Origin of the sequence: Winogradskyella pulchriflava (assembly GCF_042434315.1) — a bacterium.
Classification (GTDB): Bacteria; Bacteroidota; Bacteroidia; order Flavobacteriales; family Flavobacteriaceae; genus Winogradskyella; species Winogradskyella pulchriflava.
Map to the genome: position 1 here is coordinate 43,511 of NZ_JBHLTQ010000006.1, position 13,080 is coordinate 56,590.

Genomic DNA, 13,080 nt, shown 5'->3' on the forward strand with positions numbered 1-13,080 from the left:
TAAGACAAACGACTTGAAAAAAAGGTGATTACACCGAAATAGCTTTTCTTAACCTATTCAGTTTTATTTACACTAAAGCCTAACAAAAGAAAATTAAAGGCAATAAGGACTATAAGCGAAAGTACCATCTTGTTACGTTTTTTGTAACATCGCATAATTAGTAGAATGTCATCAAGATTGAGATTTAAATCTACATTTACTTTTAATGATAAGGGTAACTTACATAAAAATAAACTTAACCGCAGCAATCATACCTATAAAGCCAATAAAAGCAATCAGTATCCAAACGGTACCTTTGTAATGGGCTTTATGAACCTTAATATCTTTACGATATTGATAGCCAACAGCAAAGACAAAAGCTATAAAAAATAAAATTCCAAAAATCCATTGACCAGTTGTAAACATTAGCTTATTTTTATGCAAAAGTACAAAATTAAAGACTAATAAATAAAGACAGATGCAAGATAAAATCAATGCTGTTAAGGCATTTCATACAGCTTTCAAGATAGGACACAGAGAAACACCAAAAGCAGATTTAGGAATAGAAAAGAACATGTTACGCTATAAATTAATGCGCGAAGAAAATGAAGAATACCTAGAGGCTGCAAATGATAATGATTTGGTTGAGGTTGCAGATGCTCTTGGAGATATGTTGTACATTTTATGTGGAACCATAATAGAACATGGTTTACAATATAAGATAGAAGAGGTTTTTAATGAAATTCAACGAAGTAATATGAGCAAACTAGGTGAGGATGGTGAGCCAATTTACAGAGAAGATGGTAAAGTGCTAAAAGGACCAAACTATTTTAAGCCTCACATTAAAGAAATTTTAGAATCTTAAATAAAAAAAGCAGCCAAAAAGGCTGCTTTTTTTAGTATTACTTATTTTACTTCATACCTCCAACCGTGTTTGTCTTCAGATACGTTATGTTGTATATTTAATAAACTCTTTTTGAAAAGTTGACCATAAGAATTTTCGAGTTCTGGGATTTCAAAAAGCTCATTTTTATGCTCAAATGCTGAAACCGGACTAACAACAGCAGCAGTTCCTACTCCAAAAACCTCTTTTAATTCACCTGCTCTTGCTGCAGTTTTAATTTCTTCTACTGTAATTTGTCTTACTTCACATGTTATGCCCAAATCACTCGCCAGCTGAATGATACTTTTTCGTGTTACTCCATCTAAAATTCTATCATTATTTGGAGCCGTAATCAATTTGTCATTGACTCTAAAAAAAATATTCATCGTACCTGCTTCTTCAAGGTATTTGTGTGTGTTGGCATCTGTCCAAATCACTTGCTGAAATCCTTTTTGTTGCGCTAAGCTTGTTGGATAAAATTGCGCAGCATAATTACCAGCTGCTTTGGCATAACCAACACCACCATCTGCAGAACGACTATATTCCTCTGCAATTAAAACACGCACAGGAGAATTGTAATACGACTTGGCAGGCGAACAAATAATAATAAACTTATAAGAGTTTGCAGGTGATGCAGAAATTGCAGGTTCTGTAGCTATTACAAATGGACGAAGATAAAGTGAATTACCTACACCTGGCTTAATCCATTCACTATCTAGTTTTAACAATGCTTCTAAACCTTTAAAAAAATAATTTTTAGGAAATTCTGGCATTGCCAAACGTGCTGCAGATTTATTAATCCTAGCATGGTTTTCGTCTGGTCTAAACAAAAAGATCTTACCATTATCATCTTTATAGGCTTTCATGCCTTCAAAAACGGCTTGTCCATAATGAAATACACGTGCCGAAGGTTCAAAAGATAATGACTGATATGGCATAATTTTAGGTGCTTGCCATTTGCCATCTGCAAAATCACAAACAAACATATGGTCCGTAAAAACGCGCCCAAAGTCTAATTTATTAAAATTAACACTGTTAATTTTAGAAGTTTCGGATTTTTCAATTTGCAGATTTTCAGTATATTCCATGGTCGTATAGCATATCGTTTATTCAGCAAAAGTAAACAATCAAAAGCGTTAATAAAAGGCAATATTCTCTTAAATTGTGTAAATTTGTAATTCAATAAAAATTCAATTTAAAATATATTAATAATGAAAAAAATAATCTTATTCCTTGCAGTTGGTTTAGTAATAATATCTTGTAAAAACGAAGCTAAGGAAGTAGAAACTAAAGTTGAAGAAGTAAAAGAAGAAATTGCTTATGCTTCTTATGGTATGGAAATTAATGATGTCGATGCTTTAACGTCTGAACGCATGATGGAACACTACAAAGGCATGAAAGCAGGTGATACTGTACCAACTAAAATGAAAGCCAAAATTATAGAGGTTTGCTCTAAAAAAGGATGCTGGATGACGCTAGATATGGGTGAAGAAAATGAAGTAATGGTTAAATTCAAAGATTACGGTTTCTTTATGCCTTTAGATGCAAAAGGTGATGTTGTAGTCAACGGTTTAGCTTATGTTGCTGAGACACCAGTAGATGAGCTAAAGCACTATGCTGAAGACGCAGGTAAATCTAAGGAAGAAATTGATGCTATTACAGAGCCAAAGTTAGAATACCACTTTTTAGCTGATGGTGTATTGCTTAAAAAGTAATTTTTGAAACGAAAAATCATCACCACTTCTGATGGTTCTAAAACCATACAGATTGAAGAATGGAATGAACAATACCATTCTATTCATGGTGCAATACAAGAAGCAAACCATGTGTTTTTAAAACATGGTTTGCTTTTCTTTTGTGCTGAACTTGTTTCGGCATCTCACAAAAATTGTCATTCTGAACTTGTTTCAGAATCTAAACCCATTTCAATTCTAGAAATCGGTTTTGGTACTGGTCTCAATGCCTTTCTTACATTAATAGAAGCCGAAGCGTTACAATTAGATATCAATTATGTTGGAGTAGAAGCTTATCCTGTAAGTTTAGATGAAATAAATCAGCTTAATTATGTTGAGCTTATTTCAGAAAAACATAAAGATGAATTTCTAAAAATACATGAAGTATCTTGGGAGGCAAGACATGAAATTACACCACTTTTTCAATTGCTAAAACAAGAAAAATTCTTCAAAGATATTAATGCAGAAAATGAATTCAATATCATCTATTTTGATGCTTTTGGAGCTCGTGTACAACCTGATTTGTGGACAGAGGCCATTTTTGCTATAATGTATAGAGCACTTAAAGAAAATGGTGTTTTAGTAACGTACTCTGCAAAAGGAAGTGTGAGGCGTGCCATGCAAGCTGTTGGGTTTTTTGTAGAACGACTTCCTGGACCTCCTGGCAAGAGAGAGATGCTTAGGGCAACGAAGCATCCAACGAATGAAATGAGTTAAATGCTTAGGGCAACGAAGCGCACAGCAAACGAACAGTGAGTTAAATGTTACGAGCACGCAAAATGTGCTATCCAAACGTTAAATCCAATCTAAAACAGGACTTAACGATTTCTACCTTTCGTATCTTTATAAAAATGAAAAAGACGGTTTTAATAACAGGAGCAACAGGTTTAATTGGGCAAGAAATTGTAAAGCAATGTCATGCTGAAGGTATTAATGTTCATTATTTAACGACTTCAAAGTCTAAAATCAGTACTACTTCGAATTATAAAGGTTTTTATTGGAATCCAAACACTAATGAAATAGACCATACCTGTTTTAAAGATGTTACCTCAATTATAAATTTGGTTGGTGCTTCAATTGCTAAGAGATGGACCAAAGCTTATAAAAAAGAAGTCATAGAAAGTAGAACCAAAACGGCAGAACTTCTACAAAATACAATACAGGTGCATAATTATAAAATTGAATACGTTGTCTCTTCAAGTGCTATAGGTATTTATCCAAATAGCTTAACCAAATATTACGATGAAAGCTACAATGAGATTTCAGATACATTTTTTGGTGAAGTAGTTGAGCAATGGGAAGCTGCAGTAGATGGTTTTAAAAGTTTGGGTTGTAAAGTTGCTAAAATAAGAACTGGTTTGGTTTTAGCTAATAAAGGAGGTGTTTTACCAAGATTGGTAAAACCCATTAAATATGGTGTGGGAGCTGCTTTTGGTAGTGGCAAACAATGGCAAAGTTGGGTTCATGTTACAGATATTGCATCGCTTTATATGTATGCCTTAAAGTATCAGCTTGAAGGAATTTATAACGGTGCTGCTCCTAATGCCGTGACAAACCAAGAGTTAACTAAAATGGCAGCACGTATATTACATAGACCGTTGATTTTACCAAATATTCCGAAGTTTGCTATGAAATTAGTGCTTGGTGAAATGCATATTCTTTTATTTGAAAGCCAACGTGTCAGTTCTCAAAAAATTGAAGAGAAAGGTTTTCATTTTAAGTATGCTAATTTAAGACCAGCTTTAGAAAATTTACTACACTAACTTTTTTAAACACAATCTATTTATTCCAATTCTGAAGGCGATCTAGATATAAATAGCTTTCCACAAAATTTTTATGTTCAGGACTTGTCATTTTTTCTAATAAATTCAATGCAGAAATGTAACTCGCTAAATTTCCATTAGAAGAGCTGAATTTTCCATCTTCAACAAAGGTTACTAAACTGTCGTTTTCAACTTTTAAATTAGGATAATCTTTCTGTAATTGTTCTCCGCCACCAATCCAGGTTACAATTTTATGTCCATCAGCAATACCAGACTTTCCTATAAGTTGTGCACCTGCACAATTGCTTACAACGTAATCAGTTTCTTTATTCTTTTCTTTAATAAAATCTATTACTTCTTTATTATGAACTTGCGCATACATATCATAAGCGCTAGGAACAAATAGAACAGTTAATTTTGGGCAATTCTCAAATGTATAATCTGGAACGATTTTAATTCCTTCCTCAGTTGTAATTATGTGTTCTGTTTCTGCAATGGTAATAACATTAAACAGTTGTTTTCCGCCTTCAGAAGGTTTTGCAAAAACATCGGATGTTGCAATAACTTCACTTTGCAAAACACCATTAAACATCAATAACCCAATAGTTGGTAAATCTGACTTAAAAGGTTTCAAGTGTTTTGTGAGCGTATCGGTTTTTGTGTTTTCTATACTATTTGTTTGATTATTTGCCGTTGTTTTAGATTTATTCGAGTTACAGCTAAATGTTGTAACGAATAAAATCAATGCTATAATAATTTTAAAACTTTTCATCTTCAATGTTATTTAGTGTGTCTTTCAGTAGGTTTAATAATCATTCTAAAGTATTGGTCCTTATAAATGTAATAGCCTAGCCAATTGTATAATGTTCTTATTTTGTTTTTAAAATTGACTAGTCCCATAATGTGAACAAAAATCCAAATTAACCAAGCTACAAAACCTTTTAAAGAGCGTTTTTGATTTGGAAAATCTAATACAGCTTTGTTTCTGCCAATAATAGCTAAAGAGCCTTTGTCGTTATACTGAAATGGTTTCCAACTTTGTGTTTTGCCACTTAAGTTAAGAGCCAAATTTTTAGCTTGCTGAAGTGCTGGTTGTGCTAATTGAGGATGGCCGTTGGGATACTTTTTATCTCCAAGAACTAAGGCGCAATCTCCAAGAGCATAAATATTTTTATAGGAATGTACTAAGTTAAATTGATCTGTTTTCAGCCTTTTACCAGCACCAAAACTGTCTTTTGAAAAGCCTTCAAACGTTTTTGCAGATACACCAGCTGCCCAAATAAGATTTCTAGACTGTATTTCACTTCCGTTGGATAAATACACAGTCTCACCATCAAAATCCTTAACCATAGTGTTCATAATTAATGTAACACCGAGTTCAGATAATTTTTTAGACGTATATTCTTGTGCGTTTTTAGACATTGCCGCTAAAACTGAACCTTGACCATCAATTAAACTAATTTCGCCAAGGTCAGTTTTGCTTAACTCAGGATAATCTTTGGTAATGATTGAGTTTTTCATTTCAGAAAGTATGCCAGAAAGTTCAACTCCTGTAGGTCCAGCACCAGCAATAACAAAGGTTAAGTACTTTTTTCTTTCCGCTTCGTTAGCAATTCTGGTTGCACGATCTAATCGTGTAAGAATAACATTTCTAAGCGATAAAGCATCACTTATGGTTTTCATTGGTAAGCTTTTTTTAGCAATATTTTCATTGCCAAAAAAGTTGGTTTCAGTACCAGTTGCCATCACTAAGATATCATACTCTAGTTCACCGTTACTCAATATTATTTTGTTTTCTTCAGGAACTACTTTTTCTAGAGTACCAAGTCTAAAACGAGCATTTTTAAATTTTCGTAGAATTTTTCGAAATGGGTAACTTATCGCTGATGGCTCCATAAAACCTGTGGATACCTGATAAATTAATGGTGGAAAAAAATTGTAATTGTTACTGTCTACTAAAACAATTTTGTGGTTTGCTGAATTTCCTAACCGTTTAACAAATTCTAAGCCAGCAAAGCCTCCTCCTACAACAACAATTTTTTTGGTATTTTCCATAGTAATTCTGCTCTTTATTTATGGTAAAACAAAGGTAGTTAAATCGATTATGACAAAAATTAAACTGGTTTAAGAAAGTTGTTTTCTTTTAATTTCGCTTAAATATTCTGGAGTTAAACCCAGAAAACTAGCTAAAAGATATTGTGGTACACGTTGTACAAATTCAGGGAACTCACTCCTAAATCTAAAAAACATTTCTTCCTTGGAATAACTGTTCAAATATTTAAAACGCATTAAAGCAGAGCCATAGGCTGTTTCGTAAATAGCTCTAAAGTATTTTTCCATTTTTGGAAATTCATCTAATAACTCATTATATTTTGAAAACGAGATTGATAATACTTTTGAATTTTCGACGGCTTCAATATTAAAATTAGAAAGCTTTTGATTTTGAAAAGCTAGAAAGTCTGTTAACCACCAACTTTCTATTGCAAATTGAGTGGTTTTTTTGTTGCCTAAATTATCTATAAAGTATAATTGCAGACAACCCTTTGCAACAAAAAATAATTCTTCACATCGGGTTTCTGAAAATAACAGCGTTTCCTTTTTCTTATAAATTTTATAATCGAAAAACGAAACAATTTCTGATGATTCTTTTTCTGAAAGAACTACATAAGTTTTTATATGGTCGATTAAATTATTCGTCATTTTAAAGTTCTTGAGTATGTCTCACAAACTGTTTTAATTAAAATCTAAGTGTATCATAAAAAAAAGCACCTACAATATAGTAAGTGCTTCAATTTTTTAAAAAAAGACAGCTTTTACTATTCTTTTTCAGCAACTAAAGTTACTTTCAATTCTATGTCGTCATTAATAAACTTATCTCCTAAGTTGTCAAAAAATGATTTAGAACCATATTCTACATTCCACTTAGAACGGTCGATAGTAAAGGTTTCACTTGTTAATGTCATTGTGTCTCCTTCAATTTTGGTGCTCACAGGAATACTAATATTATTCGTGGCATCTTTCATCTTTAAGTTTCCAGATAGCATTGTTTTTCCTTCTGTAGTAGTCACTCCAGTAACCTCAAATTGAGCATTTGGGTAGGTTTCTACATCAAAGAAATCAGGACTCTTAAGGTGGGTAGTAAGTTTGGTATTTCCTTCTGCTTCAGCTGGCATATCTTTTACGACAATACTGTTCATGTCAATAACAAACTTTCCACTTTCTATAGCGCCATTGTTTACTTTTACTTTACCTTGTTTTATACCAATGGTACCAAAATGAGAACCTGTTGGTTTAAATCCTTTCCATTCTATAGTAGATTTTTCAGTATTAGCATTATAGGTAACGGCTGCGTCTTCAGATTTTGCGACTGCTTCAGCTTCTTTTGTTTCAGCTTCTTTGGCTTTATCACCACAACTGGCGAATGAAATTAAAGCTACAATTGCAAAAATTTTTAAAAGTGATGTTTTCATGTTAGTGTTTTTTAATTTTTCTTTTGATTTTGTAAAGATACAAATTTGGTAAGCCAAATAATTATAAAAAATTGTTAATGACATTTTGACATTTTTATAATAATGGCAGTACTTTTGCACCTCTAAATCGAAGATTTAAAAATAAATATCAAAATAGAACTCAAAAATGAGTAAAAAAGATAAAAATAAAAAGGTTGAAGAACCACAAGTTGAAGATACAGCAACTGAAACAGCAGAGGCTGAAGTAGAGCAGCAAAAACAAGAGAAATCTGCTGAGGAGCAATTGCAAGACCAGTTAGTTGCTGAGAAAGATAAATTTATGCGTTTGTTTGCTGAATTTGAAAATTACAAAAAACGAACCAATAAAGAGCGCATTGAACTCTTTAAGACTGCTAGCCAGGATGTTATGATGTCTATGCTGCCAGTGTTGGATGATTTTGAACGTGCCTTAACGCATATTGAAGAAGACAAAGAAGCTGAAGAGTTACGCAAAGGTGTGTTGTTAATTTACAATAAACTACTAACAACCTTAGAGCAAAAGGGCTTATCAAAAATTGAAGTAAATAAAGGTGATGCTTTTAATGCAGATGACCATGAGGCTGTAACTCAAATTCCTGCGCCAAGTGATGACCTAAAAGGGAAAATCATTGATGTGGTTGAGCGTGGCTATAAATTAGGAGATAAGGTTATACGTTTTCCTAAAGTGGTTATTGGACAATAATACTAAAAAAGTGTTTCCATTGCTGTGGAAATGAATAACAAGTCATTTAGATGAAAGAAGATTATTACGACATACTAGGCATTGACAAAAATGCAACTGACGCTGAAATAAAGAAAGCCTATAGAAAGATGGCTTTAAAATACCATCCAGACAAAAATCCAGATGATAAAGAAGCTGAGGAAAAATTCAAAAAGGCTGCAGAAGCTTACGAGGTTTTAAGTAATGCCGATAAAAAAGCACGTTATGACCAGTTTGGTCACCAAGCATTTGACGGAGCAGGTGGCTTCGGTGGAGGTGGCATGAATATGGATGACATCTTTAGCCAATTTGGTGATATTTTTGGTGGCGCTTTTGGTGGTGGTGGATTTAGTGGCTTCGGTGGTGGCGGCAGACAGCGTGTTGTTAAAGGTAGCAATCTGCGCATCCGTGTAAAGCTTTCTTTAGAAGAAGTCGCCAATGGTGTTGAAAAGAAAATAAAAGTAAAACGAAAAGTACAAGCGCCTGGGACAACTTATAAAATCTGTGGAACGTGTAATGGTTCTGGTCAGGTAACTAGAGTTACCAATACTATTTTGGGTAGAATGCAGACAGCTACTACTTGCCAAACATGTGGAGGAGCAGGACAAACTATAGCTAAAAAACCATCTGATGCAGACGCTCAAGGTCTTAAAGTTGCAGAGGAAACAGTTTCTGTAAAAATTCCTGCAGGTGTTGTAGATGGTATGCAACTTAAAGTCACTGGAAAAGGTAATGATGCACCTGGAAATGGTATTGCAGGTGATATGTTGGTTGTAATCCAAGAAGAGGAACATGAAACCTTAAAGCGTGAAGGAGATAATTTACACTACGATATGTATGTAAGTTTGCCAGATGCTGTTTTAGGAACTTCTAAAGAAATAGATACAGTTACTGGTAAGGTGAGGATTAAGATTGAAGCAGGTGTGCAATCTGGAAAAATATTAAGACTTCGCGGTAAAGGTATTCCAAATATCAATGGATATGGGAAAGGTGATCTTTTGGTTCATGTAAATGTTTGGACACCAAAGACTTTAAGTAAAAAACAAAAAGAGTTCTTTGAAGATATGCGCGAAGATGAGCACTTTGAGCCTAAACCAGAGAGTTCTGATAAATCTTTTTTTGAAAAGGTAAAAGATATGTTTTCTTAAAAAGCCTATAATTCATAAAAAATACTATCTTTGAATTATCGCTAATGCTAATTAGCGGTAATTTTTCTTTTTCATAGCAATTTTTTCCCATCCTTATCTAACCATAAGGGTGGGTTTTGTTTTTTATATCAACACCTTATTATTTATTTGTGAAAATTGCCATAAGAAGTATAAGGAATATGCTTTAAAACTCTGTAACATTTAATATATTTACAGACTAACCTTCTATAAAAAATCGAGTTATATATGAATGACTTATTAGTTGCTGATTCCGTGTCTAAAAACTTTGGGAATTTTAAAGCGCTAAACCAAGTATCTATTGCTGTACCTAAAGGTAGCATATTTGGCTTGCTTGGTCCAAACGGAGCTGGTAAAACGACATTGATTCGTATTATTAATCAAATTACAATGCCAGATCAAGGTTCTGTTTTATTAGATGGACAACCTCTAAAACCAGAACATATTAGAGATATTGGATATTTACCAGAAGAACGTGGGTTATACAAGTCTATGAAAGTTGGTGAACAATGTTTGTATTTGGCACAATTGAAAGGTATGTCTAAAGCAGAAGCTAAAAGCCGATTAAAGTATTGGTTTGAAAAGCTAGAAATTGGCGACTGGTGGAACAAGAAAATCCAAGAACTTAGTAAAGGACAAGCACAAAAAATTCAGTTTGTTGTAACGGTTTTGCATAAACCTAAACTTTTAATTTTTGATGAGCCATTTTCAGGTTTCGATCCTATAAATGCCAATTTAATAAAAGACGAAATTTTACAATTAAGAGAGGAAGGAGCAACAGTAATATTTTCTACACATAGAATGGAATCTGTTGAAGAATTATGTGACCATATTGCATTGCTTCACAAATCAAATAAAATATTAGACGGTAAACTAAATGATATAAAACGCCAATACAAAACCAATACGTTTGAAGTCGGTTTGCAATCCAATAACAGTGAAATGGTTTTAAATGAAATAAAGGATAAGTTTGAAGTGCTTCCTGCAACTTTCAAAAATTTAAATGATGATATTAAATTGAATATTAAGATAAGTGAAACAGCATCATCCAATGATTTGTTGTCATTTTTAACTTCAAAAGCTGAGGTTCATCACTTTGTTGAGGTTATCCCAACGGCAAGTGACATTTTTATTCAAACAGTAAAAAACAACTAAGATGAATCATTTACCACTTATTATAAAACGCGAATACCTCACTAAGGTAAAGAATAAATCATTTATTATAATGACATTTTTAAGCCCATTGATAATGATTGCTTTAATTGCAGTTGTGGCTTATTTGTCGCAATTAAATAACGATAAACAACGTACCATTTCAGTATTGGATGAATCAGGATATATGACCGATGTTTTTCATAATACTGATAACACAACTTATAATAACCTAGGTGATTTAAGACTGGAAGACGCTATTGCTTTAGTAAAAGAAAGTGGAGATTATGGTCTGTTGCATATTGCCAAAGTAGATTCGATAGATGCTTTATCTAATAATGTGAAATTTTATTCAGAAGAGTCTCCTTCATTATCAGTTATGTCTGGTTTAGAGCGTAGGATTGAGAAACGCGTTCAAGAAATGAAACTTAAGAAAGAAGGAGTTTCGCTAGCGCAAATTGAAGCTTCTACAATAAATTTAGACATCGCCCAAGAAAGTTTTGATGGAGAAAAAAGCTCAAAAGAGGGCAATGTTGTAAAGTTGATTTTTGGTGGTGTAGCAGGTTATTTGTTGTTTATGTTCATTATTATTTATGGTAATATGATAATGCGAAGCGTTATCGAAGAAAAAACCAGTAGAATAATTGAGGTTATTATATCATCGGTTAAGCCTATACAGCTTATGTTGGGTAAAATAATAGGCACATCTTTAGCAGGTATAACACAATTTGCTATTTGGGTTGTTTTGGGAGGTGTATTAATGGTAGTGGTCTCTGCAATTTTGGGTATAGATTTAAGCCAGTTACAAACACCACAACAAGAATTGGTCAATCAGGCTATGGAAGCAAAAGGAGCTCAGGCAGTTGCGGAAAATGTATTTATAGCAGTGACGAATTTGCCTCTTTTTAACCTTATCATTGCTTTTATATTCTTTTTTATAGGAGGTTACTTATTGTACAGCTCACTTTATGCTGCTATCGGTGCAGCAGTAGATAATGAAACGGATACACAGCAGTTTATGCTACCTATTCTTATGCCATTGATTTTGGCGGTTTATGTTGGTGTATTTACGGTTATTGAAGATCCGCATGGAACTGTTTCAACAGTATTCTCTTTTGTACCATTAACTTCGCCAGTAGTGATGTTAATGCGTATTCCATTTGGTGTACCGATTTGGCAGCAAGGCCTATCTTTATTAATTTTAATTGGTACATTTATATTTGCTGTATGGTTTGCAGCTAAGATTTATCGTGTTGGTATTTTAATGTATGGAAAGAAACCAACATATAAGGAACTATTTAAGTGGTTAAAATATTAATGATTCAAGATTTAAGTAAAATAGAAGAAACATTAACTGAGAGTTCTGCTTGGGAAGCTACCAAGGAATTCTTAGGAAGACATATAACTATTGGTAAGGATATAAGTATTTCAATATTTGATGTATTGGTAATAATTACCGCAATTTTTATAACCACTATTATACTTAGAATTGTATTGAGAGTAATCACTCGTAATCTTCCAGAGGATGATAAAGGGAAATTCAATGTTGTGTATGGGTATTTCAGATGGTTGATTTATCTAGTTATTTTGCTCATTACCTTACATTCTGTTGGGGTTAACGTTACTGCCGTATTTGCAGCTTCTGCAGCATTGTTAATTGGTGTTGGTTTAGCGCTTCAAACATTGTTTCAAGATATTATTTCTGGTGTGTTTATATTAATAGACCAATCGGTACATGTTGGAGATATTATTGAAATTGAAGGCAAAGTAGGTAGAGTGGAAGAAATTAAATTAAGAACCACAAGAGCAGTAACTATTGATAACAAAGTATTGGTAATTCCTAATCACTTATATTTAACCAATTCTTTATACAATTGGACACAAAACGGAACAACAACACGAGAAAGTGTAGAAGTAGGTGTGGCCTATGGTAGTGATGTGCAGTTGGTAAAAAAACTATTGTTGCAAGCAGCAAGCACACATGAAGCTGTAATAAGTGAGCCAGAGCCTACTGTGGTGTTTACTAATTTTGGAGATAGCTCATTAAATTTTAAGCTTGTATTTACACTTGCCGATAGTTTTAAAGCACAATTTCCTAAGAGTGATATTCGTTTTGAAATTGATAGGTTATTTAGAGAGCATAACGTTACAATTCCATTCCCTCAACGCGATGTTCATATTATTAAAAAATAAAG

Annotated in this window: 15 protein-coding genes; 9 read left to right on the forward strand and 6 right to left on the reverse strand. The window is 33.2% G+C overall.

Translation table 11 applies throughout. The features are described from left to right. Positions 1–219: 219 nt before the first annotated feature. The gene (locus tag ACFFGA_RS12180) at positions 220–405 is read right to left on the reverse strand and encodes a hypothetical protein (protein WP_386064423.1); all 186 of its coding nucleotides are present in this window, start codon (positions 403–405) and stop codon (positions 220–222) included. 52 nt (positions 406–457) lie between these two features. Here ACFFGA_RS12180 and ACFFGA_RS12185 point away from each other — a divergent pair, with 52 nt between their 5' ends. Next, positions 458–844: a pyrophosphohydrolase domain-containing protein gene (locus ACFFGA_RS12185; protein ID WP_386064425.1), complete on the forward strand. Its 387-nt coding sequence runs from the start codon at positions 458–460 to the stop codon at positions 842–844. 41 nt (positions 845–885) lie between these two features. Here ACFFGA_RS12185 and ACFFGA_RS12190 read toward each other — a convergent pair whose 3' ends face one another. Continuing rightward, positions 886–1,950 carry a branched-chain amino acid aminotransferase gene (locus ACFFGA_RS12190; RefSeq protein WP_386064427.1) on the reverse strand — a complete coding sequence of 355 codons (1,065 nt, stop codon included), beginning with the start codon at positions 1,948–1,950 and terminating at the stop codon, positions 886–888. A gap of 123 nt (positions 1,951–2,073) precedes the next feature. Between ACFFGA_RS12190 and ACFFGA_RS12195 the strand changes: the two genes are divergently transcribed. From ACFFGA_RS12195 to ACFFGA_RS12205, 3 genes are all read left to right on the forward strand, one after another. Further along, complete coding sequence (locus tag ACFFGA_RS12195; protein WP_386064428.1) at positions 2,074–2,577, forward strand: DUF4920 domain-containing protein; 504 nt, start codon at positions 2,074–2,076, stop codon at positions 2,575–2,577. 3 nt (positions 2,578–2,580) lie between these two features. Beyond that, complete coding sequence (gene mnmC2 / locus ACFFGA_RS12200) at positions 2,581–3,312, forward strand: tRNA (5-methylaminomethyl-2-thiouridine)(34)-methyltransferase MnmC2 (protein ID WP_386064430.1); 732 nt, start codon at positions 2,581–2,583, stop codon at positions 3,310–3,312. A gap of 134 nt (positions 3,313–3,446) precedes the next feature. Next, complete coding sequence (locus tag ACFFGA_RS12205; protein WP_386064432.1) at positions 3,447–4,358, forward strand: TIGR01777 family oxidoreductase; 912 nt, start codon at positions 3,447–3,449, stop codon at positions 4,356–4,358. 16 nt (positions 4,359–4,374) lie between these two features. Here the strand turns inward: ACFFGA_RS12205 and ACFFGA_RS12210 are convergent, their stop codons facing one another. The 4 genes from ACFFGA_RS12210 to ACFFGA_RS12225 all read right to left on the reverse strand — a co-directional run bounded on the left by ACFFGA_RS12210 (position 4,375) and on the right by ACFFGA_RS12225 (position 7,828). Further along, complete coding sequence (locus ACFFGA_RS12210; protein ID WP_386064434.1) at positions 4,375–5,130, reverse strand: DJ-1/PfpI family protein; 756 nt, start codon at positions 5,128–5,130, stop codon at positions 4,375–4,377. An 8-nt stretch (positions 5,131–5,138) separates the two neighbouring features. Beyond that, on the reverse strand, positions 5,139–6,413 hold the full coding sequence (locus ACFFGA_RS12215) for an NAD(P)/FAD-dependent oxidoreductase (RefSeq protein ID WP_386064435.1): 1,275 nt from the start codon (positions 6,411–6,413) through the stop codon (positions 5,139–5,141). A 69-nt stretch (positions 6,414–6,482) separates the two neighbouring features. Continuing rightward, positions 6,483–7,058, reverse strand: a complete 576-nt coding sequence (locus ACFFGA_RS12220) for a Crp/Fnr family transcriptional regulator (protein WP_386064437.1) — start codon at positions 7,056–7,058, stop codon at positions 6,483–6,485. A 116-nt stretch (positions 7,059–7,174) separates the two neighbouring features. Then, on the reverse strand, positions 7,175–7,828 hold the full coding sequence (locus tag ACFFGA_RS12225; protein ID WP_386064439.1) for a YceI family protein: 654 nt from the start codon (positions 7,826–7,828) through the stop codon (positions 7,175–7,177). 166 nt (positions 7,829–7,994) lie between these two features. Here ACFFGA_RS12225 and ACFFGA_RS12230 point away from each other — a divergent pair, with 166 nt between their 5' ends. From ACFFGA_RS12230 to ACFFGA_RS12250, 5 genes are all read left to right on the forward strand, one after another. Beyond that, the gene (locus ACFFGA_RS12230) at positions 7,995–8,549 is read left to right on the forward strand and encodes a nucleotide exchange factor GrpE (protein ID WP_386064440.1); all 555 of its coding nucleotides are present in this window, start codon (positions 7,995–7,997) and stop codon (positions 8,547–8,549) included. A 50-nt stretch (positions 8,550–8,599) separates the two neighbouring features. After that, positions 8,600–9,715, forward strand: coding sequence for a molecular chaperone DnaJ (gene dnaJ / locus ACFFGA_RS12235; protein ID WP_386064442.1), 1,116 nt, complete (start codon positions 8,600–8,602; stop codon positions 9,713–9,715). A gap of 246 nt (positions 9,716–9,961) precedes the next feature. After that, on the forward strand, positions 9,962–10,888 hold the full coding sequence (locus ACFFGA_RS12240) for an ABC transporter ATP-binding protein (protein WP_386064443.1): 927 nt from the start codon (positions 9,962–9,964) through the stop codon (positions 10,886–10,888). Between the two features lies 1 nt (position 10,889). Continuing rightward, positions 10,890–12,203 (forward strand): ABC transporter permease, encoded by a 1,314-nt coding sequence (locus tag ACFFGA_RS12245; protein ID WP_386064444.1) that lies wholly within the window; start codon positions 10,890–10,892, stop codon positions 12,201–12,203. After that, on the forward strand, positions 12,203–13,078 hold the full coding sequence (locus ACFFGA_RS12250; RefSeq protein WP_386064446.1) for a mechanosensitive ion channel family protein: 876 nt from the start codon (positions 12,203–12,205) through the stop codon (positions 13,076–13,078). The genes ACFFGA_RS12245 and ACFFGA_RS12250 overlap by 1 nt, the downstream gene beginning before the upstream one ends. Positions 13,079–13,080 lie beyond the last annotated feature (2 nt).

What these genes read in the sequence shown, in the direction of transcription:
- ACFFGA_RS12205 (WP_386064432.1), top strand. Translation starts at nt 3,447, where the DNA reads ATGAAAAAGACGGTTTTAATAACAGGAGCAACAGGTTTAATTGGGCAA.
- ACFFGA_RS12215 (WP_386064435.1), bottom strand. Translation starts at nt 6,413, where the DNA reads ATGGAAAATACCAAAAAAATTGTTGTTGTAGGAGGAGGCTTTGCTGGC.
- ACFFGA_RS12225 (WP_386064439.1), bottom strand. Translation starts at nt 7,828, where the DNA reads ATGAAAACATCACTTTTAAAAATTTTTGCAATTGTAGCTTTAATTTCA.
- ACFFGA_RS12190 (WP_386064427.1), bottom strand. Translation starts at nt 1,950, where the DNA reads ATGGAATATACTGAAAATCTGCAAATTGAAAAATCCGAAACTTCTAAA.
- ACFFGA_RS12230 (WP_386064440.1), top strand. Translation starts at nt 7,995, where the DNA reads ATGAGTAAAAAAGATAAAAATAAAAAGGTTGAAGAACCACAAGTTGAA.
- ACFFGA_RS12195 (WP_386064428.1), top strand. Translation starts at nt 2,074, where the DNA reads ATGAAAAAAATAATCTTATTCCTTGCAGTTGGTTTAGTAATAATATCT.
- ACFFGA_RS12250 (WP_386064446.1), top strand. Translation starts at nt 12,203, where the DNA reads ATGATTCAAGATTTAAGTAAAATAGAAGAAACATTAACTGAGAGTTCT.
- ACFFGA_RS12245 (WP_386064444.1), top strand. Translation starts at nt 10,890, where the DNA reads ATGAATCATTTACCACTTATTATAAAACGCGAATACCTCACTAAGGTA.
- ACFFGA_RS12180 (WP_386064423.1), bottom strand. Translation starts at nt 405, where the DNA reads ATGTTTACAACTGGTCAATGGATTTTTGGAATTTTATTTTTTATAGCT.
- ACFFGA_RS12185 (WP_386064425.1), top strand. Translation starts at nt 458, where the DNA reads ATGCAAGATAAAATCAATGCTGTTAAGGCATTTCATACAGCTTTCAAG.
- ACFFGA_RS12210 (WP_386064434.1), bottom strand. Translation starts at nt 5,130, where the DNA reads ATGAAAAGTTTTAAAATTATTATAGCATTGATTTTATTCGTTACAACA.
- ACFFGA_RS12220 (WP_386064437.1), bottom strand. Translation starts at nt 7,058, where the DNA reads ATGACGAATAATTTAATCGACCATATAAAAACTTATGTAGTTCTTTCA.
- dnaJ (WP_386064442.1), top strand. Translation starts at nt 8,600, where the DNA reads ATGAAAGAAGATTATTACGACATACTAGGCATTGACAAAAATGCAACT.
- ACFFGA_RS12240 (WP_386064443.1), top strand. Translation starts at nt 9,962, where the DNA reads ATGAATGACTTATTAGTTGCTGATTCCGTGTCTAAAAACTTTGGGAAT.